This is a genomic window from Microbacterium sp. CIAB417, assembly GCF_022788845.1.
Window position 1 is genome coordinate 73325 of the sequence record NZ_JAHZUT010000003.1, and the last position, 20101, is coordinate 93425.

The following is a 20101-nucleotide window of genomic DNA, read 5'->3' on the forward strand; positions in this document are numbered from 1 at the left end:
AGTCCTCGCGTGGAAGACACGACCATCGCCCGGCGCCGCCCCACCATTCGGGACGTGGCCGCCGCCGCCGGCGTCTCGCGCGGCACTGTCTCCCGCGTGATCAACGGCGGGCATTGGGTGTCGCCCGACGCCCGCACGGCGGTCGAGGAGGCGATCCGGCGCACGGGCTACACGGCCAACCACGCCGCCCGCTCGCTCGCGACCGGGCGTGCCGGCTCGCTGGCGTTCCTGCTGACCGAGCCGCAGCATCTGCTGTTCGCCGACCCGAACTTCTCGCTCCTGCTCCGGGGCGCCGCCGAAGCACTCGCCCAGCGCTCGATGACCCTCGTCCTGCTCGTCGCCGGTACCCCGGAAGAGCGCGCGAACGTGGCGCACTTCGTCAGCGCGGGTCACGTCGACGGCGTGCTGCTCATCTCGTCGCACGAGGCCGACCCGCTGCTCGATTCGCTCCTGGAGGCGGGAGTTCCCACCGTCTCGTGCGGACTCCCGCTCGGTCATCAAGGCGACCTCGCCGCGGTCGCGGTCGACGAGGAGGGGTCGGCGCGCGTGATGACCCGGCACCTGCTCGAGCGGGGACACCGCCGCATCGCGATGATCGCCGGGCCCGACGACACTCCGGGCGGACGCTACCGCCTGGTGGGCTTCCGCGAGGAGCTCGGCGAGGCGTTCGACCCCGAGCTCGTCGAGCACGGCGACTACAGCCGCGAATCGGGAACGCTCGCGATGTCGCGACTGCTCGAGCGCACTCGTGACATCGACGCCGTGTTCGCCGCATCCGACATGATGGCCGCCGGCGCCGTCGTGGCACTCGGTCGCGCCGGTCTCCGCGTGCCCGAGGACGTCGCCGTGGCGGGCTTCGACGACTCCGGACTCGCCGCAGCGCACGAGCCGCCGCTGACCACCATGCGCCAGCCCTGGGACCGCATCAGCGCCGAGATGGTGACGCTGCTGCTCGAGGTGATCGATGGTGCGCCGCGTCGCAGCGTCACGCTGCCGACAGAGTTGGTCGTGCGAGAGAGCGCGTGAGCCGGCTCGTCACAGGGCGGCGGCCCCCTCAGGCGCCGCCTAGAATCTACGGGTGAGCAACGGCCGTTCCTTTTACATCACGACGCCGATCTATTACCCGAGCGATGTTCCGCACATCGGTCACGGGTACACGACGGTCGCCGTCGACACGCTCGCGCGCTGGCACCGCCAGTCGGGGGACGACACCTGGATGCTGACGGGCACCGACGAGCACGGCCAGAAGATGCTCCGCGCGGCCGCCGCCAACGGCGTCACGCCGCAGGAATGGGTCGACAAGCTCGTCAGTGAGGCCTGGTTCCCGCTGCTCGAAAGCCTCGACGTCGCCAATGACGACTTCATCCGCACGACTCAGGAGCGCCACGAAGAGGGCGTGAAGCGCTTCGTGCAGGCCATCTACGACCGCGGGTACATCTACGCGGGCGAGTACGAGGCGCTGTACTGCGTGGGCTGCGAGGAGTTCAAGCCGGAATCCGAGATCCTCGACGGCACAGGAGCGTTCGAGGGCCTCAAGGTCTGCGCGATCCACTCGAAGCCGCTCGAGCTGCTGCAGGAGAAGAACTACTTCTTCAAGTTGAGTGAGTTCGCCGAGCCGCTGCTGAAGCTCTACAAGGACAACCCCGACTTCATCCGTCCCGAATCGGCGCGCAACGAGGTCGTCTCCTTCGTGCGCTCGGGCCTGAAGGACCTTTCGATCTCGCGTTCGGCATTCGACTGGGGCATCCAGGTGCCGTGGGACCCGCAGCACGTGATCTACGTGTGGGTCGACGCGCTGCTCAACTATGCGACCGCGATCGGCTACGGCGTCGACGAGGAGGACTTCGGCCGCCGCTGGCCGGCCTATCACGTGGTCGGCAAGGACATCCTGCGCTTCCACGCCGTCATCTGGCCGGCCATGCTGATGGCCGCGGGACTCGAGGTGCCGCGCGGCGTCTTCGCACACGGCTGGCTGCTCGTCGGCGGCGAGAAGATGTCGAAGTCGAAGCTCACCGGTATCGCGCCCACCGAGATCACCGACGTGTTCGGCTCGGACGCCTACCGCTTCTACTTCCTCTCCGCGATCGCCTTCGGGCAGGACGGCTCGTTCTCGTGGGAGGACCTGTCGGCGCGGTACCAGGCGGAGCTCGCGAACGGCTTCGGCAACCTCGCCTCGCGCACGGTCGCGATGATCGAGCGCTACTTCGAGGCGATCGTTCCGCCGGCGGCCACCTACACCGAGGCGGATCTGGCGATCCAGCAGACCGTGGCGGATGCGGCCGCATCCGCCGACGCGGCGATGGAGCGCTTCCGCATCGACGAGGCGATCACGGCGATCTGGACGATCGTCGACGCGCTCAACGGCTACATCACCGAGAACGAGCCGTGGGCTCTCGCCAAGGATCCGGAGCAGGCGGGGCGCCTCGGCACCGTGCTCTACACGGCGGCCGAAGGACTGCGTGCGCTCGCCGTGCTGCTGTCGCCGGTCATGCCCGTCGCGACCGAGAAGCTGTGGATCGCCCTGGGGGCGGCCGAGTCGCTCGGGCGGCTGCAGGACCAGCCGCTGCGCGAGGCGGGGGGGTGGGGCGCGCTGCGACCCGGCACGAGCGTCAACGGCCTCTCGCCGCTGTTCCCGCGCGTCGAGCAGTGACCCGATGAGCGATCCCAGCCAGTACGTGCGCCAGCGCGAGAAGGGCAGCCGCGACGTCAGCTACCCGCCCTCGCCCCAGCCTTTGGGCGTCGCCCTCTACGACAACCACTGCCACCTGGAGATCCAGGACGGCGACGAGGCGATGTCGCTGGACGAACAGCTCGAGCGGGCCGCATCCGTCGGCATCGTCGGAGTCGTGCAGGCGGGCGGCGACGTCGAGTCGAGCCGCTGGTCGGCGTGGGCGGCAGCCTCGCACCCGCGGGTGCTCGCCGCCGTCGCGATCCACCCCAATGAGGCGCCCGCCTACGCGGCAGCAGGGCAGCTGGGCGAGGCGATCGAGGTCATCGACGAGCTCGCCGCCCAGCCGCGGGTGCGCGCCGTCGGAGAGACGGGTCTCGACTTCTTCCGCACCGAGCCCGAGGGCCTGGGCGCGCAGCACGAGAGCTTCGAGGCGCACATCGCGCTCGCGAAGAAGCACGACATCGCGATGCAGATCCACGACCGCGACGCGCACGAGGCCGTGCTCGAGACACTCGAGCGGGTGGGGGCTCCCGAGCGCACGGTGTTCCACTGCTTCTCGGGCGATGCCGACATGGCGCGGATCGCGGCCGAGCGCGGCTACTACCTGTCATTCGCGGGCAACATCACGTTCAAGAACGCGCAGAACCTGCGCGACGCGCTCGCTGTGACGCCGCTGGATCGCATCCTCGTCGAGACCGACGCGCCGTTTCTCACACCCACCCCGTACCGCGGGCGTCCCAACGCGCCCTACCTCGTGCCGGTGACGGTGCGCTTCATGGCCGCGGAGCTGGACATGGACCCCGACGCGCTGGCCGCACAGTTGGCCGCCAACACGCTGGCCGTCTACGGCTCGTTCGACTGACGGCGCCGCATCCGCATCCGTTGCGCAGGAAAAATCCCTCCTGCAGGATGATCTGTCTCTGATCGCCCTGCAGGAGGGATTTCTCCTGTTGGGGGGATGCGGGCTCAGCGGTCCTCGTCGTCGAGGCGCTTCTCCTCCTGCGCCTCGAGGCGGTCCTTCTCCTTCTGCGCCTTCTCCCGCTCCTCGCGGATCTCCTCGTGCGACTTCGAGTTGTTGGTCATGTCGGCTCCTCTCACTTCTTCTGGCGGGGTTTCTGGACGAACAGCGTCTCGGTCTGTTCGAGCTCCATGCCCTTGGTCTCGGGGATCTTCCAGAGCACGAAGACGAACGACAGAGCCGCGAAGATCGCGTACATCAGGTAAGTGAGCGGAAGCGACCAGGACGAGAGTTCCGGGAAGGTCCACGACACGAGGAAGTTCGCGATCCACTGCGCACCGGCGGCCACGCCGAGGGCCTTTCCGCGGATGCGGCTGGGGAAGATCTCGCCGAGCAGCACCCAGACCAGCGGTCCCCACGAGGCGCCGAAGCCGACCACGAACAGGTTCGCCGCGACGAGGGCGACCGGCCCCCAGGGGCCCGGCAGCGAGATGTCGGTGCCCTCGCCGGTCGCGAACGAGAAGGAGAGCGCCATGGCGCCCAGCGAGAGGGCCATCAGCACGGAACCCGTGAGCAGGATGGGCTTACGGCCCACCCGGTCGACGAGGAAGATCGCGATCAGGGTCACGAGCACGTTGGTGACGCTGGTGATGACGCTCACCAGCAGCGCGTTGCTCTCGTCGAAACCGACCGCCTGCCACAGCGTCGTCGAGTAGTAGAAGATCACGTTGATGCCGACGAACTGCTGGAACACCGACAGGATGATGCCGATCCACACGATCGGATTCAGCCCGAGCGCGGGGCCGGCGAGGCTGGCCTTCGCGTTCTTGCGATCCGTCTCGATGGCCGTCGTGAGCTCGTTGACGGTCTTGTCGAGGTCGGCGGCGGGAACGAGGCGGGCGAAGATCTCCTTCGCCTCCTGGGTGCGGCCCCGCGCGAGCAGGTAGCGGGGCGACTCGGGCATCGTGAACGAGAGGATGCCGTAGACGGCGGCGGGGATGACGCCGATGAGGAACATCCAGCGCCAGGCCTCCAGCCCCCACCACAGCGTGTCGCCGGCGCCGCCGGCCGCGTCGGCGAGCACCGCGTTGCTCAGCAGCGCGGCGAAGATGCCGAGCGTGATGGCCAGCTGCTGCAGGGACGCCAGCGACCCGCGGATCTGCCGGGGGGCGACTTCGGCGATGTAGGCCGGCGCGACCACCGAGGCGATACCGATGCCGAGACCGCCCAGGATGCGCCACACGATCAGGTCGGGGACGCTGAAGGTCAGCGCGGAGCCGACGGAGCTGACCAGGAACAGCACGGAGCCCAGCAGCATGACGCGCAGGCGTCCGAAACGGTCGGACAGGGCGCCGGCGAGGATGGCGCCGACGGCGCAGCCGAGCAGGGCGACCGCGACGACGAAGCCGGTGAGGATCGGCTCCTTCGTGTAGTCCGCCTCGATGGATTTCACGGCGCCGTTGATGACGGAGGAGTCGAACCCGAAGAGGAACCCGCCCACGGCCGCGGCGACGGAGAGTCCGATCGCCCGGCGTCCGAACGGACTGCGCATCGAGAACGTCCCCGTGGGGAGTGCTTCGGTGGTCATTCCGTCACCCTAACCCTGACAGCGTTCTCTCAGGGTCGGACTTGGCTCGACGGTTGTCTAGGGTTATACACATGACCGTGCACCTGCTCGGCGCGGCCGAGATCCGCGCGCTGGCCGCCGAGCTCGATGTCACTCCGACGAAGAAACTGGGGCAGAACTTCGTCGTCGACGCCAACACCGTGCGCAAGATCGTGCAGGTCGCCGGTGTCGTCGCCGGTGAGCACGTCGTGGAGGTCGGACCCGGGCTCGGCTCGCTGACCCTGGCGATCCTCGAGACCGGCGCGAGCGTGGTGGCGGTCGAGATCGATCACCGTCTCGCCGAGCGCCTCCCGGCCACGGCGCGAGCGCACGGGGTGCGCGACGGGATGCTGCGCGTGGTGGATGCGGATGCGCTCACCATCCGGGAGCTGCCGGGGGAGCCCACGGTGCTCGTGGCCAATCTGCCGTACAACGTCTCGGTGCCTGTGCTCCTGCACTTCCTCGAGCACTTCTCCCACCTCGAGCGCGGGGTGGTCATGGTGCAGGCCGAGGTCGGCGAACGACTCGCCGCGCCTCCCGGGTCCAAGATCTACGGCGCTCCGAGCGTCAAAGCCGCCTGGTACGGCGCCTGGCGGCTCGCGGGAACCGTGTCGCGCCAGGTGTTCTGGCCCGTGCCGAACGTCGACAGCGTGCTCGTCGGATTCCGCCGCGACGCCGCGGCGCGCGGCGACGAGGCCGAGCGCGTGGCGACGTTCCGCGTCGTGGACGCGGCGTTCCAGCAGCGCCGCAAGATGCTGCGCCAGGCGCTGTCCGGGCTGTTCGGCGGCTCGGCCGCATCCGCCAGCGCCGTTCTCGAGGAGGCGGGCGTGGACCCGACCCTCCGGGGCGAGCAGCTGACGATCGACGACTTCCAGCGGATCGCGCGGGTGTCCGCATGAACGTTCCCGTCGTCCTGTTCGTGTGCGTCCACAACGCGGGGCGCTCGCAGATGGCCGCCGGCTTCGCCCGCGCGCTGGGCGGGGACGGCGTCGAGGTGCGCTCGGGCGGCTCCGAGCCCGCATCCGCCATCAACCCCGTCGCCGTCGAGGTCATGGCGGAGCGGGGCATCGACATCACCCGGAACGTGCCGCAGCTGCTGGCGACCGACGATGTGCGCCAGGCCGATGCCGTGATCACGATGGGATGCGGCGATGCCTGCCCGATCTTCCCCGGCAAGCGCTACGAGGACTGGGAGTTGCGCGATCCCGCCGGGCAGGGCCCGGAGCTGGTCCGTGAGGTGCGCGACGACATCGAGGCCCGCGTGCGCCGACTCCTCGTGGAGCTCGACGTCATCCCCGCCTGAGCGTCCCGCCCCGGATCGTCACCGGCTGCAACTGAGGGATTTACCGTGTGTTCAGCCACCGGTACGAAACATGCCGGTAACATTCGCGGGAGCGATGGTCGCGCCCGAGCGGCCCGTGAAAGGGACGGACCGATGCGTGCTGGGGAGTATCCGGCGGCGGAACGCGTACTGCTGCACCTGAGCGACACCCATCTGCGAGCGCCGGGGCCGAAGCTGTTCGACCGCGTCGACGGACTCCGCCTGCTCGAGCGGGCCCTCGAGCGCATCGAGGCGAGCGGCATCCGCCCCGACGGCATCGTCTTCACGGGCGACCTCGTCGATCTGGGCGAGGCGGATGCCTACACGGCCCTGCGCGGCCTCGTCGAGCCGTTCGCCCGGCAGCTGGACGCGCCGGTGTTCTGGGTGATGGGCAACCACGACGAGCGCGGCGCGTTCCGCGCGCGCCTGCTGGATGCGGCCCCCGCCACGACCCCCTTCGACCGCGTCGATGAGATCGACGGACTTCGCCTCATCACGCTCGACACCACCGTCCCCGGCGCGCACCACGGCGAACTGCGCCCTGCGCAGCTCGCGTGGCTCCGGGAGCAGCTGGCACAGCCGGCGCCGCTGGGCACGATCCTCGCCATGCACCACCCGCCCGTGCCGAGCGTGCTGCCGCTCGCGGCCAGCGTCGAGCTGCGCGATCAGCGCGCGCTCGCCGAGGTGCTGCGCGGGAGCGACGTGCGGGCGATCATCGCCGGTCATCTGCACTATTCGACCTTCGCGACGTTCGCCGGCATCCCGGTCTCGGTCGCCTCATCGACCTGCTACGCGCAGGATCTCACGGTCCCCGTCGGAGGCACCCGTCCGCAGGACGGCGCACAGTCGTACAACCTGGTGCACGTGTTCGCCGAGACCGTCGTGCATTCCGTCGTCACGGTCGACGCGCCGCATCCGCTCGAGTACATCGATCCGCTCGAGGCGCAGCGCCGCCTGCACTCGGCGGGCATCGCCCAGGACGTCAGCGCAGGGCGGACGCCTCCGACCGCTCCCATCCCGATCCTTCGCTGACCGCGGGAAGCTCCCACGGGGCGCGCACCGGGAACATGCGCTCCAGGAGCTCTGTGACCACCCGTACGCGCACCTCCTCCGGAACCTCGGCTGAGCCGCCGTCATTGAGGCAGAACATGTCGATGTCGCGGCGCTCGGCCAGCCGGCTCATGCGTCGCAGCGACTCCGCCATGGTCGTCTGGTAGTAGCGGGTGCGCGGCGCGGTCGTGGCGACCGCGCGACCGGTGAAGGCCGCGTAGTAGTGGTACAGGCTGTTCGTCACCGAGATGTCGGTGGCAGAGCGGAACCGGGATGCGGCGGTGCGCGCGAAGTCCTCGGCGAACGTCTGCTCCAGCTCGGCCATGACGCTGCGCCGAAGCGGCGTGGCGCAGTGCTCGAGATCGTGCGTGATGGTGCGTCCGAAGCGCTCGCGCAGAAGCTCCCGGTTCACCCGCAGCGCGTTGTCGTGGCCGCTGCGGTGCGGAGCGTTCGGCCCCGTACCGATGCGCACGTCGCACTCCACGAACTGCGAGACGCCGGCGGGGGAGAAGAACAGCTCCGGCGCGACGGGCCGCCCGAAGAACATGTCGTCGTTCGAGTAGAGGAAGTGCTCGGCGAGACCGTCGATGCGGTGCAGCTGCGCCTCGACCGCGTGCGAGTTGTGGATCGGCAGCACCGAGGTGTCGGCGAAGAACTCCTCGCTGCGCACGACTCTCACCCGCGGGTGGTCGGCGAGCCAGGACGGCGTCGGCGAATCGGTGGCGATGAAGATGCGACGCACCCACGGCGCGTACATGTACACGCTGCGCAGCGCGTAGCGCAGTTCGTCGACGTGCCGGTAGCGGGCCGGCCCGTCATCGCCTTCGCCGACCACGTAACCGGCCATCTGGGCCGCGCGCTGGCGCTGGAACTCGCTCGACGAGCCGTCGACCCACGAGAAGACCATGTCGATGTCGTCGACCATCTCGTTCGGATGCGGGTCGAACATGCCCCGCAGGCTCTGCCATGTGCGGCCATGACGCTGGATGCTGACGCGCTCGATGTCGGCGGCGGCGATGATGCGGCGGGTCAGCGCGTTGGCGTGCGGGGCCTCGACCGTCTCGGCGCCGAAGCGCCAGAACTCCAGGCGTACGCCGTGCGACGCGCCGTACCGCAGCGATCCGGCCAGCCGCGGGCGGAACACGCGCAGCGCGCTCGGGCCGCCGCGGCGCGGGGTGTGATCCGGCGCGGGCACCGCGCTCAGGCCCTTGGGCTTCACGTACACCGGTTCGCCGACGCACAGCCGCGTCACGGCCTTCCAGGCGCGGTCCTGATCGGCGACGTCCACCACGATCGCCTCGTCGCGCAGCCCGTGGCGCACGAGCAGCGGCTCGATGCCGGCATCCGTCAACGCGTCCGCGATCATCGCGAGATCTGCGAGGTGCGCGTCGTGCGGGGAGAGATTGTCGTGACGGAGGTGGAGCATGCCCGCTTCGAGCACGATGTCCTCACGCGTCAGAAGCGCCGCCCAGGGGTGGGGGTCGGCGGGAAGAGCAGACAGAGAGACCATCTCGTCAGCGTAGAGCGCGCGCATTACGGGGGAGTTTCGCAAGGGGCCGCGCTCCGCGGCCACCCTGGATAGGCTGCAGTGGTGACTGCGCCGCGTTTCCGTCCGAACGTCCCCGAGATCCACCGCCCCTACACCGCCGCCGACGAGCGCTACGGTGCGATGGATTACCGCCAGGTCGGCCGATCGGGCCTGTATCTGCCGCCGATCTCGCTGGGGCTGTGGTGGAACTTCGGCGACAACGTCGCGTTCGACAAGCAGCGCGAGATCCTGCGTCACTCCTTCGACAGGGGCATCACGCACTTCGACCTCGCGGACAACTACGGCCCGCCCTACGGCGCCGCGGAGACGAACTTCGGGCGCATGATGCGCGAGGACTTCGGCCGCTACCGCGACGAGCTGATCATCTCGTCCAAGGCGGGCTGGGACATGTGGCCCGGCCCCTACGGCGATTACGCCTCGCGCAAGCACATCCTCGCCGGCGCCGAGCAGTCCCTGAAGCGGATGAACCTCGACTACGTCGACATCTTCTACTCGCACCGGGTGGACCCGGTGACCCCCATCGAGGAGACCATCGGCGCCCTCGACACCCTCGTTCGCCAGGGCAAGGCGCTCTACGTCGGCATCTCGTCGTACAGCGCCGAGCGCACCGCCGTCGCCTCGGCGGTGGCGCGCAGCCTCGGGACGCCGCTCGTGATCCACCAGCCCGCGTACTCGATCCTCAACCGCTGGGTCGAGGACGGCCTGACCGCAGTGCTGCGCCAGGAGGAGATGTCGGCCATCGCCTTCACGCCGCTCGCGCAGGGACTGCTGACCGGCAAGTATCTCGGCGACGGCCGCGGTCGTCGCTCGCAGACCCGCAGCTCGCTTCCCGACAAGCCGCTCTCGCACGCCACGATCGCGGCGCTGCGCGGACTCAACGTCGTGGCGAAGGAGCGGGGTCAGACACTCGCTCAGATGGCGATCCAGTGGGTGCTGCGCGAGCCGACGGTCGCGTCCGCGCTCATCGGCGCGTCGAGCGTCGAGCAGATCGACGAGAACCTGGCAGCTCTGGCCGGCCCCGCGTTCGACACGGAGGAGCTCGAGCGCATCGACGCGCTCGCGGAGGGCATCGACGTCGATCTCTGGGCGGTGTCCTCGAAGCTGTGAGCATCTCGCGAGCGTCGTCGCGCGTCCATGTGCGCGCCCCGGGGAAGATCAACGTCTTCCTCGAGGTCGGTCAGGTGCAGGACGACGGCTACCACGACGTCGCGAGCGCGTACCAGGCCGTGTCGGCGTTCGAGGATGTCTGGGCGACGCCGGCCGACGCGATCAGCGTCGAGGTGACGGGTTCGGTGGATGTGGCCGGCGTGCCGCTCGACGACCGCAACCTCGCCGTCCGCGCTGCGCGGCTCCTGGCTACGGAGACCGGCTATCGGGGCGGGGTGCATCTCGAGATCCACAAGGGCGTCCCCGTGGCGGGCGGCATGGGAGGCGGGTCCGCGGATGCGGCGGCGACTCTTCTCGCCTGCGACGCCCTGTGGGACACCCGGCTGGGAACGGCGCAGCTCCACGCGCTCGCCGCGCGGCTGGGAGCCGATGTGCCCTTCGCGCTCATGGGCGGCACGGCGGTGGGCGTCGGGCGCGGCGACGAACTGAGTCCCGCTCTCGCCCGAGGACGCTTCGACTGGGTGATCGTCACGAGCCAGGACGGCCTGTCCACACCGGAGGTGTACCGCGCGCTTGACGAGCATCGGGCCCGCCACGCGCTCGACATCTCGCCCGCCTCGCGTCGGCCGCTGGTCGACAACGACGTGCTCCACGCGCTGCGAGCGGGGGATGCCGCCATGCTCGCCTCATCCGCTCGCAATGATCTGCAGGTCGCGGCCCTGACGCTGCGTCCGAGGCTCGGCGACGTCCTCGAGGCGGGCGAGCGCGAGGGCGCCCTGGTGGGCCTCGTCTCAGGGTCGGGGCCCACGCTCGCCTTCCTCGCAGCCGACGCCGAAGCGGCGATCGAGCTCCAGATCGTGCTCAGCGCGAGCGGGCACGTCGCCCACCACGTGCACGGGCCGGTGCCCGGCGCCCGGATCATCGAGTGAGCGCGCGCCGCTCGTCAGGAGGACACGCATGTCTGCCCACGACCTCATCGTCCGTCAGCACGAGGGGCCGGTCGACGCCGCATCCGCTGCGCGTCTGGCGAGTGACGGCCTGCAACTCGTGCGTCTCTCAGACGTCGACGACCGCGCGTTCGACGGCTGGCAGGCGGCCGTCGCCCGCGGGTTCCTCGAGGACGAGCCCAGCGACGTGCAGCGCGAGACCGGTCGGGGGCTTCGCGGGCACCGCCGGATGGTCGCGGTGCTCGACGACACCGCCCCGCAGCCCGAGGTTCCGGTGGGGACCCTGGCCTCGTGGGTCGGGGAGTTGTCCGTTCCCGGCGGTGTCGTCGACTCCTGCGCGATCAGCTCCGTCACGGTGGCACCCACGCACCGTCGGCGCGGTATCTGGCGCGCGATGATGGAGGGCGAGCTGCGCACGGCAGCGGCGCTCGGGCTGCCGGTCGCGAGTCTGACGGTGAGCGAGTCGACGCTCTACGGTCGGTTCGGATTCGCGCAGGCGGTCGCCGTGGCGAGCATCCAGATCGACGTCAAGCGCGCGGCGTGGGCGGGGCCCGCGCCCTCCGGCCGGGTGGACTTCATCTCCCGCGAGCGCTGGCGCGAGCTCGCGCCCGAGCTGTTCGACCGTGTCCGGATCACGCGACCGGGCGAGGTGGAGATGCCCCGCGGACATCTGGACCGCTTCGCGGGCACCCGGGCCGATGCCGAGAAGCCCGGGCACACGCGCGCCGTGCAGTACGCGGCCGCATCCGGTGAGATCACGGGTCTGGCCCTGTACTCCGTCGAGGAGAACCACGACGATTTCACCCGCTCGAGCGTGACGATCGCCAACCTCATGGCGGCGGATGCGGATGCCTACGCGGGTCTGTGGCGCTTCTTCATCGAGATGGATCTGATCGGCACCGTGCGTGCCAGCGAGCTGTCCGTCGACGAGCCGTTGCTGTGGATGATCTCGGATCGCCGCGCCGCCACCCTCACCCTTCGCGACCACCACTACCTGCGCGTGCTCGATACGCCCGCTCTGCTGGGAGCGCGTCGGTACGAGGGAGCGGGCTCGGTCGTGCTCGACGTGCAGGATCCGCTGGATCTCGCGGGCGGTCGGTTCCGCCTCACGGTCGGCGAGGACGGTGCCGCATCGGTCACGAAGACCGAGGATGCCGCCGACGCGCGCCTGGGCGTCGCGGAGCTCGCCGCGATCTTCCTCGGCCAGGTCTCGGCGGTGACCCTCGCCGCGGCCGGTCGCATCGACGCCGACGATCCTGTGACGCTCGCCCGCTTGTTCGGCTGGCACCTGCCGGTCCGCTTGAGCTACTGGTACTGACGCAGCGCCAGCACATGACGCCCCATAACGCAACCTGCGGCGCCGGTGTCGCCGGGGGTCGGTAACGTGGGTGCTTCTCCGCAGTTCTGCGGGGGTGTGGCGCGGCTGGGAGGCGGCGATGAAGGCTCTTTTGGGTGACACGGTGCTCGCGGAGGCTCCGAAGGAAGATCTGATCCGCATCGAGGGCAACTGGTACTTCCCGCCGGCGAGCATCACCGACGGCGTCCTCGTCGACAGCCCGACGCCGTACACCTGTCCGTGGAAGGGTGCGGCGCACTACTTCACGGTCACCGCGGACGGCCGGGAGCTCGCCGACCGCGCATGGTCGTATCCCGAGCCCTACCCGGGCGCGATCGAGAAGGTCGGTGCGGATTTCTCGGGGTACGTGGCCTTCTGGAAAGAAGTCGAGGTCACCGAGTGAGCCTCGCCCGGGACCGAGCATGATCGAGTTCCGCGGCGTCGACAAGCAGTTCCCCGACGGCACGCGTGCGGTCAAAGACTTCTCCCTGGTCATCCCGTCGCGCCAGACCACGGTGTTCGTGGGCTCGTCGGGATGCGGCAAGACGACGCTGCTGCGCATGATCAACCGCATGGTCGAGCCGACAGCGGGCGTCATCGAGATCGACGGCGAAGACGTGTCGACGGGCTCGCCCGTGGCGCTGCGCCGGCGGATCGGCTACGTGATGCAGAACTCCGGTCTGCTTCCGCACTTCACCGTCGCCGACAACATCGCCACCGTGCCGGTGCTGAACGGCACCTCTCGCCGTGACGCGCGGCGCCGGGCGCTCGAGCTCATGGAGACCGTCGGGCTCGACACGGCCCTCGCCGATCGCTACCCGAGTCAACTTTCGGGCGGCCAGCAGCAGCGCGTGGGCGTCGCCCGCGGCCTCGCCGCAGACCCCAACATCCTTCTGATGGACGAGCCGTTCGGCGCGGTCGATCCGATCGTGCGCGCCGAGCTCCAGCAGGAGCTCATCCGCCTTCAACGCGACCTCGACAAGACGGTCGTGTTCGTCACGCACGACATCGACGAAGCGTTCCTGCTCGGCGATCAGGTCGTCATCCTCGCGAAGGGGGCGCAGAAGCTCCAGGTCGGCAGCCCGAGCGAGATCATGCAGGCGCCCGCCGACGACTTCGTGTCGGCCTTCATCGGCGCCGACAAGGGCAAGCGCGCGCTGCGACTCAAAGAGGTGGGCGGGCGCACGGTGGTCGTCGACGCCGAGGGTCGCACGCAGGGCGCGCTCGTCGAGAACGGCGACTGAGATGGCCTGGGTGCTCGCGAACCTCGGGATGATCGCGGAGCTGGCTCTCGACCACCTGCGCCAGAGCCTCATCGCGATCGTCGTCGGATTCGTCCTGTCGATCCCGCTGGGCTGGGTGGCGTGGCGGTATCGCCTGCTGCGCGGCTGGGTGATCACGGTCACCGGGCTGCTCTACACGATTCCGTCCCTCGCTCTGCTCATCCTGTTGCCGACGGCGCTCGGCTACCGCATCCCGACGGAGTTCAACCTCATCGTCGGTCTCACGATCTACGCGATCGCGATCCTCACGCGCGCCGTGACCGACGGGCTGGACTCGGTGGATGCGGGCGTGCGTCAGGCGGCGACGGCGATGGGCTACGGCGGCTTCCGACGCTTCTTCGCCGTCGATCTGCCGTTGGCAGGGCCCGTGATCCTGGCCGGGCTGCGGGTCGCAGCGGTGTCGACGATTTCGCTCGCCACGGTCGGCATCCTCGTCGGCGTCACCAATCTCGGCTATCTCTTCACGAACGGCCTGCAGCGCCGCATCCTCGAGGAGGTCTTCGCGGGTGTCGTCGCCGTCGTGATCCTCGCGCTCGTCGTCGACCTGCTGCTCGTGCTCCTCGGACGCCTGTCGATGCCGTGGAGCCGCACGGCCCGCCCGACCCGTCGGCGCGTGGCCGAACGAGCGGAGGCGGCGGCATGAACGTCTTCTGGGATGCGATCCTCTGGCTCTTCTCGCCCGAGCAGTACAGCGGCCCGAGCGCACTGCCGGTGCTGCTGCTGCAGCAGCTGGGCTACACGGCGATGGCGGTGGCGATCGCGGGCGTGATCGCGATTCCCGCCGGACTCGCCATCGGTCACACCGGTCGCGGCCGTGAGATCGCCGTGGCGGTCTCGGGTGCCGCCCGCGCCGTGCCGTCCTTCGGACTCCTGGTGCTTCTGGTGCTGCTCATGGGCGTGCTGCACAAGCCGGAGGCGGCGGTGGTGACCTTCGTCGTGCTGGCCATCCCGGCGCTGCTCGCCGGCGCCTACTCCGGCCTCGAAGCGATCGATCGGCGTGTCATCGACGCCGCCCGCGCGATGGGCATGACCGAGTGGCAGATCCTGTGGCGCGTCGAGATCCCGCTCGGCCTGCCGCTGCTGGTCGGCGGCATCCGCTCCGCCGTGCTGCAGGTCGTCGCCACCGTGACGATCGCCGCCTACGTCGGCCTCGGCGGCCTCGGCCTGCCGATCATCCAGGGCATTCCGCTGCGGCGGATCGACCAGGTGCTCGGCGGAGCGATCGTCGTCGCCCTTCTCGCGCTCGTGCTCGACGCGCTGCTCGCCCTCGCACAGCGCGCCGCCGTGCCCGTCGGCATCCGTGTCCAGGCGTCGTCGCGCACGCCGCGGCGACTGCGCTCCCGACCCGTGCAGGCCGCCTGAGCCTGCCGCACACGTCCCGAATCCACCAGGAAGGAACACCATGTCCACAGCATTCCGCCGCCGCGTCGCCCTCATCGGCGCCGTCGCACTTACCTCGGCGCTGGCCCTCGCCGGCTGCGCGTCCTCTTCCGACCCGCTCTCCGACGGCGACCAGACGAAGGCGCCGTCCGACACGATCGTCGTCGGCTCGCAGGACTACTACTCGAACGAGATCATCGCGGAGATCTACGCCCAGGCGCTCGAGGGCGCCGGCTTCACGGTGCAGCGTGACTTCACGATCGGTCAGCGCGACGCCTACCTGCCCGAGCTCGAGAGCGGCGCCATCACGCTGTTCCCGGAGTACACCGGTAATCTGCTCCAGTTCTTCGAGCCCGACACCGAGGCGCGCTCCTCCGACGACGTCTACGCCGCGCTCAAGGACGCCCTGCCCGACAATCTCACCGTGCTCGACCAGTCGACCGCGAGCGACCAGGACTCCTACACGGTCACCGAGGCGTTCGCCGAGCAGTGGGGGCTGGAGACGATCGCCGACCTCTCGAAGGTCACGGAGCCGTTGACCCTGGGCGGCCCGCCCGAGCTCGCCGACCGTCCGTACGGGCCCACGGGGCTGAAGAGCACCTACGGCATCGACGTGACCTTCCAGGCGACGGGGGCGACCACGGTCGAGGACCTCGTGGCCGGCACGGTGAACGTCGCCAACGTGTTCACGGCCGACCCGCAGATCCAGACCCAGAAGCTGAAGGTCCTGGAGGACCCGAAGTCGCTGTTCCTCGCGTCGAACGTCGTCCCGCTCGTCAACAAGGACGTCGCCGGCGACATCGCCGACGTCATCAACAAGGTGAGCGCCGCGCTGACGCCCGAGGGCCTCGTCGCGCTGAATGTGGAGAGCACGGTCGACAAGTCGTCCTCCGCGGACATCGCGAAGAAGTGGCTGGCGGACAACGGGCTGAGCTGACCGCATCCGTCAGCGAAGGGCCCCCGGCGTGCACCGCGTCGGGGGCCCTTCGCCGTCATGGGACCTTCGCCCCTGCTGCGTGCGGATGCGCGCGCCTAGCGTCGAAGACACAGGGCGCCGAGGGGATCGGCGCGGAAGGGCTCATCATGCAACGCGCACTCGTCGTCGGCGGCACCGGCCTCCTCGGCTACCACACCACGCAGGAGCTGCTGCGTCGCGGCTATCCGGTCGCGACCCTCGCGCTTCCCGCCACCGACGCGCCGGAGCTGCCGGTGGAGGTCGACGCCCACTGGGGCGACCTGAACCTGATGACCGACGGCGAACTCACCGACCTGCTCACCGGAACGGATGCGGTGTTCTTCGCGATGGGCGCCGATGAGCGCACGCTCCCGCCCGCTCCCGCATCCCGCTTCTACTACGAGGCCAACGTGGTGCCGACGCAGCGCCTCGCACGCCTCGCGCGCGCGGCCGGCGTCCGGCGCTTCATCGTCTTCGGCTCCGACACCGCCGAGTGGGGCGAGCGCTGGCCCGAGCTCGGGTTCCGCACCCGCAACGCCTACCCGCGCTCCCGCTACGCGCAGGAGGAGGTCGCCGTTCTCGAGGGCGACGGCGCGATGGATGTCATGGTGCTGCGCCTGCCCTACATCTTCGGTGTCGTGGCCGGGCAGCGTCCGCGCTGGCAGGCCGTGCTGGATGCGGTCGCAGCCAGCGCCGGTCCGATCCCCGTGCTGGGCGGGTCCACGTCCGCCGTCACGGTGCGCCAGGTCGCGCAGGCCGCCGTCGGTGCGATGGAGCGCGGTACGCACGGCAGCCGGTACACCCTGAGCGCGTACGAGCTGAGCCACTCTCAGTTCCTCGAACTGTGCTGCGAGGCGGTCGGTCGCGACCCGCACGATGTCGCGGTGGTGCCGCTGGGCGACCTGCTTCCCGCCTCCGAGGCCCGCGAGGCCGAGGCGCAGGCGGTCGGACGCGAGTTCGGCCTTCACCCCGCCGACACGGCGCTGCTCGGTGAGAAGCGCGCGGTGGGGGATGTGGCCGACACGATCGCCCTCGACGTCGAACCCGACGACGTGCTGGGCGAGATCCGCGCCTGCCTCGCCTGGTGCGTCGAGCACCCGCGCGAGGCTGTCCCCGCCTGACGGACCTTCGGCGGGGCGCTCAGTCGTCGAGCGCCTCGCCGAGTTCCAGCCAGCGTTCTTCGAGTGTGGCGACCTCGGCGACGTGTGCATCACGCGTGCGCTGCAGCTCGAGCAGGCGGTCGTAGTCGTCGTGGGCGTCGGCGAACCGGGAGTCCAGGGCGGCGATCTCGGTTTGCAGCTTCACGAGGCGCCGGTCGATCGCCGACAGCTCCTTCTCGGCGGCGCGGCGCTCGGCGCCCGCTAGCGCGGGGGAGGCGGCGGTCGCGTTCGCCGGCCTCTGTCGTTCCGCGCCCGTGCTCCGAGGCTGCGCGGCGCGCAGCTTCAGGTACTCGTCGACGCCGCCGGGCAGGTGCCGCAAGCGGCCGTCGAGGATCGCGTACTGCTGGTCGGTGACGCGCTCGAGGAAGTACCGGTCGTGCGAGACGACGACGAGGGTGCCCGGCCAGGAGTCGAGCAGATCCTCCATGGCGGCGAGCATGTCGGTGTCGAGGTCGTTGGTCGGCTCGTCGAGGATCAGCACGTTGGGCTGCGACAGCAGCACGAGCAGCAGCTGCAGCCGGCGCTTCTGACCTCCCGAGAGGTCCTTCACGGGCGTCGAGAGCTGCGCGCTGGAGAAGCCCAGGCGCTCGAGCAACTGGCCGGGGGTGAGCTCCTGCGCCTTCGACCCCGCCCCGAACGAGTACGTCGTCCGCAGGCCCGCGAGCACGACGCGCACGGGGGAGTCGAGGTGCTCGTCGAGTTCGTCCATACGCTGCGAGAGCGTCGCGACCTGCACGGTCTTGCCGCGCTTCACCCGTCCCGCGGTCGGTGCGATCTCGCCCGAGACGAGCCCGAGCAGAGTGGACTTGCCGGCTCCGTTCACGCCGAGGATGCCGGTGCGCTCGCCCGGGGCGATGCGCCATTCGACCTCGTGCAGCACCTCGCGATCCCCGTAGGAGACGGAGGCGTCGAGCAGATCCACCACGTCTTTGCCGAGTCGTGCGACGGCGAGGGAGCGCAGGGAGACGCTGTCGCGGAACTCGGGCACGTCGGCGATGAGCTCGTTCGCCGCATCGATGCGGAACTTCGGCTTCGACGTGCGAGCCGGTGCGCCGCGCCGCAGCCACGCCAGCTCCTTGCGGGCCAGGTTCTGGCGCTTCGACTCGATCGCCGCGGCCTGCCGGTCGCGCTCGACGCGCTGCAGGATGTATGCGGCGTAGCCGCCCTCGAAGGGCTCGACGATGCGGTCGTGCACCTCCCAGGTCACGGTGCACACCTCGTCGAGGAACCACCGATCGTGGGTCACGACGAGCAGTCCGCCGGCATTCGCGGGCCACCGCTTCTTCAGGTGCGCAGCCAGCCAGCTGATCGCCTCGACGTCGAGGTGGTTGGTCGGCTCGTCGAGGGCGATGACGTCCCAGTCGCCGGCGAGGAGGGCGGCGAGTGCCACGCGTCGCCGCTGTCCGCCGGAGAGGGTCGCGACATCCGCATCCCAGTCGAGGTCGCCGAGCAGCCCCGCGATGACGTCGCGGGCGCGGGCGTCGCCGGCCCACTCGTGCTCGGGGCGGTCGCCGACGACGCTCTCGCCGATCGTCCTCCCGTCGACGAGGGTGTCGGCCTGATCGAGCACGCCGATGCTGACCCCGCCGCGGACGGTGACGCGCCCGCTGTCGGGCTCGGTGCGGCCGGCGAGCATGCCGAGAAGGGTGGACTTGCCGTCGCCGTTGCGGCCGACGATGCCGATGCGGTCGCCCTCGTTCACGCCGAGCGAGACGGAGTCGAAGACGACCTTCGTCGGGTATTCGAGATGGAGTGCTTCGCCGCCGAGTAGATGAGCCATGTTGCTTCCAGGCTAGATGACCGCCCTGCGCGCTCGATGCGGTTGGTACGCTCGCAGCATGCAATGCCGGTGACCCGCCTTCTTCTCCCGCACACGCGCACACGCGCGCCTCGGAAAGGGTCCACCCATGCATGCAGATCTTCCTCTGAGCGGCCGCACCGCTCTCGTCACCGGCGTCTCCCGCCGACGCGGCATCGGCTACGCCGTCGCCCGCTCACTCGCCGCCCGCGGCGCGCATCTCGTCGTTCAGCACCACCGTCCACACGACGCCGACCAGCCGTGGGGCGCCGACGACCTCGACGCGGTCCGCGCCGGCATCCGATCCGAGCTCACGCCCGGAGCGACGCTGACCGACATCGGCGCGGATCTCGCCGACGCCGAGGCGATCGGTCGGGTGATGGATGCAGCCGCCGCTGCGACGGGCACCGTCGACATCCTCGTCTGCAATCACGCCAAGAGCGGCGACGACGGCAGCATCCTCGATATGACCCCCGAGCGTCTCGACGCGTTCTGGCAGGTGAACGCGCGATCGACGCTGCTGCTGACGGCGGAGTTCGCCCGCCGCAAGGCTCCGAGTCGGGACGAGCAGCGGCGCCCCGGGGAGCGCGTGAGCGGGGCGAAGCCCTACGCTGCGCCGCAGGGCCACGTCATCTGGATGACCTCGGGTCAGATCCACGGGCCGATGCGGGGAGAGATCGCCTACGCCACGAGCAAGGCCGCGCTCGCCGGCATCACCGCATCCGTTGCGGCGGAGCTGCTGGAGCTCGGCATCGTGCTGAACACGGTGAACCCGGGTCCGGTGAACACCGGCTACCTGGACGCCGAGACCGCGGACCGTCCGCTGGACGGCGTCGAGGAGTACCTCCGGACGACCCCGTTCGGACGCTTCGGTCGACCCGAGGACGCGGCGGAACTGATCGCCTGGCTGACCAGCGCCGCAGGAAGCTGGGTGGTGGGTCAGGTGCTCACCGGCGACGGAGGCTTCTCGCTGGGCTGAG

General features: G+C 70.1%; 19 protein-coding genes. 16 read left to right on the plus strand and 3 right to left on the minus strand.

Annotated elements, in window-relative coordinates; genetic code table 11:
• The first annotated feature begins 9 nt into the window (after positions 1–9).
• The 3 genes from KYX17_RS12620 to KYX17_RS12630 are packed head-to-tail and all read left to right on the plus strand — an operon-like array spanning position 10 to position 3533.
• Positions 10–1026 carry a LacI family DNA-binding transcriptional regulator gene (locus tag KYX17_RS12620; RefSeq protein ID WP_243227354.1) on the plus strand — a complete coding sequence of 339 codons (1017 nt, stop codon included), beginning with the start codon at positions 10–12 and terminating at the stop codon, positions 1024–1026.
• A 52-nt stretch (positions 1027–1078) separates the two neighbouring features.
• On the plus strand, positions 1079–2650 hold the full coding sequence (metG, locus tag KYX17_RS12625) for a methionine--tRNA ligase (protein WP_243227355.1): 1572 nt from the start codon (positions 1079–1081) through the stop codon (positions 2648–2650).
• A 4-nt stretch (positions 2651–2654) separates the two neighbouring features.
• Entirely contained in the window at positions 2655–3533 is an 879-nt protein-coding gene (locus tag KYX17_RS12630; protein ID WP_243227356.1) for a TatD family hydrolase, read from the plus strand.
• A gap of 232 nt (positions 3534–3765) precedes the next feature.
• On the opposite strand, the gene KYX17_RS12635 is transcribed toward KYX17_RS12630, so the two are convergent.
• On the minus strand, positions 3766–5217 hold the full coding sequence (locus KYX17_RS12635; RefSeq protein WP_243227357.1) for a sugar porter family MFS transporter: 1452 nt from the start codon (positions 5215–5217) through the stop codon (positions 3766–3768).
• 71 nt (positions 5218–5288) lie between these two features.
• Between KYX17_RS12635 and rsmA the strand changes: the two genes are divergently transcribed.
• The 3 genes from rsmA to KYX17_RS12650 all read left to right on the plus strand — a co-directional run bounded on the left by rsmA (position 5289) and on the right by KYX17_RS12650 (position 7588).
• On the plus strand, positions 5289–6134 hold the full coding sequence (gene rsmA / locus KYX17_RS12640) for a 16S rRNA (adenine(1518)-N(6)/adenine(1519)-N(6))-dimethyltransferase RsmA (protein WP_243227358.1): 846 nt from the start codon (positions 5289–5291) through the stop codon (positions 6132–6134).
• Complete coding sequence (locus KYX17_RS12645) at positions 6131–6538, plus strand: arsenate reductase ArsC (protein ID WP_243227359.1); 408 nt, start codon at positions 6131–6133, stop codon at positions 6536–6538. The genes rsmA and KYX17_RS12645 overlap by 4 nt, the downstream gene beginning before the upstream one ends.
• 132 nt (positions 6539–6670) lie before the next feature.
• Positions 6671–7588 (plus strand): phosphodiesterase, encoded by a 918-nt coding sequence (locus tag KYX17_RS12650; RefSeq protein ID WP_243227360.1) that lies wholly within the window; start codon positions 6671–6673, stop codon positions 7586–7588.
• Here KYX17_RS12650 and KYX17_RS12655 read toward each other — a convergent pair.
• Complete coding sequence (locus KYX17_RS12655; RefSeq protein ID WP_243227361.1) at positions 7539–9116, minus strand: stealth conserved region 3 domain-containing protein; 1578 nt, start codon at positions 9114–9116, stop codon at positions 7539–7541. The genes KYX17_RS12650 and KYX17_RS12655 overlap by 50 nt on opposite strands.
• A gap of 159 nt (positions 9117–9275) precedes the next feature.
• Between KYX17_RS12655 and KYX17_RS12660 the strand changes: the two genes are divergently transcribed.
• The 9 genes from KYX17_RS12660 to KYX17_RS12700 all read left to right on the plus strand — a co-directional run bounded on the left by KYX17_RS12660 (position 9276) and on the right by KYX17_RS12700 (position 17284).
• A complete protein-coding gene (locus KYX17_RS12660) occupies positions 9276–10262 on the plus strand; it encodes an aldo/keto reductase (RefSeq protein ID WP_243228176.1) in 987 nt (328 codons plus the stop codon).
• Entirely contained in the window at positions 10259–11191 is a 933-nt protein-coding gene (locus KYX17_RS12665) for a 4-(cytidine 5'-diphospho)-2-C-methyl-D-erythritol kinase (RefSeq protein WP_243227362.1), read from the plus strand. The genes KYX17_RS12660 and KYX17_RS12665 overlap by 4 nt, the downstream gene beginning before the upstream one ends.
• 28 nt (positions 11192–11219) lie before the next feature.
• Positions 11220–12527, plus strand: coding sequence for a GNAT family N-acetyltransferase (locus tag KYX17_RS12670; protein WP_243227363.1), 1308 nt, complete (start codon positions 11220–11222; stop codon positions 12525–12527).
• 118 nt (positions 12528–12645) lie between these two features.
• The gene (locus KYX17_RS12675) at positions 12646–12948 is read left to right on the plus strand and encodes a DUF427 domain-containing protein (RefSeq protein ID WP_243227364.1); all 303 of its coding nucleotides are present in this window, start codon (positions 12646–12648) and stop codon (positions 12946–12948) included.
• Positions 12949–12967: 19 nt separating this feature from the next.
• Positions 12968–13789: an ABC transporter ATP-binding protein gene (locus KYX17_RS12680; RefSeq protein WP_243227365.1), complete on the plus strand. Its 822-nt coding sequence runs from the start codon at positions 12968–12970 to the stop codon at positions 13787–13789.
• A 1-nt stretch (position 13790) separates the two neighbouring features.
• A complete protein-coding gene (locus KYX17_RS12685) occupies positions 13791–14471 on the plus strand; it encodes an ABC transporter permease (RefSeq protein ID WP_243227366.1) in 681 nt (226 codons plus the stop codon).
• The gene (locus KYX17_RS12690; RefSeq protein ID WP_243227367.1) at positions 14468–15190 is read left to right on the plus strand and encodes an ABC transporter permease; all 723 of its coding nucleotides are present in this window, start codon (positions 14468–14470) and stop codon (positions 15188–15190) included. Before KYX17_RS12685 ends, KYX17_RS12690 begins: the two co-directional genes overlap by 4 nt.
• Before the next feature lie 40 nt (positions 15191–15230).
• Positions 15231–16145 (plus strand): ABC transporter substrate-binding protein, encoded by a 915-nt coding sequence (locus tag KYX17_RS12695; protein WP_243227368.1) that lies wholly within the window; start codon positions 15231–15233, stop codon positions 16143–16145.
• Between the two features lie 146 nt (positions 16146–16291).
• The gene (locus tag KYX17_RS12700) at positions 16292–17284 is read left to right on the plus strand and encodes an NAD-dependent epimerase/dehydratase family protein (protein WP_243227369.1); all 993 of its coding nucleotides are present in this window, start codon (positions 16292–16294) and stop codon (positions 17282–17284) included.
• A 19-nt stretch (positions 17285–17303) separates the two neighbouring features.
• On the opposite strand, the gene KYX17_RS12705 is transcribed toward KYX17_RS12700, so the two are convergent.
• On the minus strand, positions 17304–19103 hold the full coding sequence (locus KYX17_RS12705; protein ID WP_243227370.1) for an ABC-F family ATP-binding cassette domain-containing protein: 1800 nt from the start codon (positions 19101–19103) through the stop codon (positions 17304–17306).
• A 127-nt stretch (positions 19104–19230) separates the two neighbouring features.
• Here KYX17_RS12705 and KYX17_RS12710 point away from each other — a divergent pair, with 127 nt between their 5' ends.
• Positions 19231–20100 carry an SDR family oxidoreductase gene (locus tag KYX17_RS12710; RefSeq protein ID WP_243227371.1) on the plus strand — a complete coding sequence of 290 codons (870 nt, stop codon included), beginning with the start codon at positions 19231–19233 and terminating at the stop codon, positions 20098–20100.
• The last annotated feature ends 1 nt before the right edge of the window (position 20101 follow it).

What these genes read in the sequence shown, in the direction of transcription:
- KYX17_RS12690 (WP_243227367.1), top strand. Translation starts at nt 14,468, where the DNA reads ATGAACGTCTTCTGGGATGCGATCCTCTGGCTCTTCTCGCCCGAGCAG.
- KYX17_RS12670 (WP_243227363.1), top strand. Translation starts at nt 11,220, where the DNA reads ATGTCTGCCCACGACCTCATCGTCCGTCAGCACGAGGGGCCGGTCGAC.
- KYX17_RS12680 (WP_243227365.1), top strand. Translation starts at nt 12,968, where the DNA reads ATGATCGAGTTCCGCGGCGTCGACAAGCAGTTCCCCGACGGCACGCGT.
- KYX17_RS12645 (WP_243227359.1), top strand. Translation starts at nt 6,131, where the DNA reads ATGAACGTTCCCGTCGTCCTGTTCGTGTGCGTCCACAACGCGGGGCGC.
- KYX17_RS12705 (WP_243227370.1), bottom strand. Translation starts at nt 19,103, where the DNA reads ATGGCTCATCTACTCGGCGGCGAAGCACTCCATCTCGAATACCCGACG.
- KYX17_RS12630 (WP_243227356.1), top strand. Translation starts at nt 2,655, where the DNA reads ATGAGCGATCCCAGCCAGTACGTGCGCCAGCGCGAGAAGGGCAGCCGC.
- KYX17_RS12650 (WP_243227360.1), top strand. Translation starts at nt 6,671, where the DNA reads ATGCGTGCTGGGGAGTATCCGGCGGCGGAACGCGTACTGCTGCACCTG.
- KYX17_RS12685 (WP_243227366.1), top strand. Translation starts at nt 13,791, where the DNA reads ATGGCCTGGGTGCTCGCGAACCTCGGGATGATCGCGGAGCTGGCTCTC.
- rsmA (WP_243227358.1), top strand. Translation starts at nt 5,289, where the DNA reads ATGACCGTGCACCTGCTCGGCGCGGCCGAGATCCGCGCGCTGGCCGCC.
- KYX17_RS12655 (WP_243227361.1), bottom strand. Translation starts at nt 9,116, where the DNA reads ATGGTCTCTCTGTCTGCTCTTCCCGCCGACCCCCACCCCTGGGCGGCG.
- KYX17_RS12660 (WP_243228176.1), top strand. Translation starts at nt 9,276, where the DNA reads ATGGATTACCGCCAGGTCGGCCGATCGGGCCTGTATCTGCCGCCGATC.
- KYX17_RS12635 (WP_243227357.1), bottom strand. Translation starts at nt 5,217, where the DNA reads ATGACCACCGAAGCACTCCCCACGGGGACGTTCTCGATGCGCAGTCCG.
- KYX17_RS12710 (WP_243227371.1), top strand. Translation starts at nt 19,231, where the DNA reads ATGCATGCAGATCTTCCTCTGAGCGGCCGCACCGCTCTCGTCACCGGC.
- KYX17_RS12700 (WP_243227369.1), top strand. Translation starts at nt 16,292, where the DNA reads ATGCAACGCGCACTCGTCGTCGGCGGCACCGGCCTCCTCGGCTACCAC.
- KYX17_RS12675 (WP_243227364.1), top strand. Translation starts at nt 12,646, where the DNA reads ATGAAGGCTCTTTTGGGTGACACGGTGCTCGCGGAGGCTCCGAAGGAA.
- KYX17_RS12695 (WP_243227368.1), top strand. Translation starts at nt 15,231, where the DNA reads ATGTCCACAGCATTCCGCCGCCGCGTCGCCCTCATCGGCGCCGTCGCA.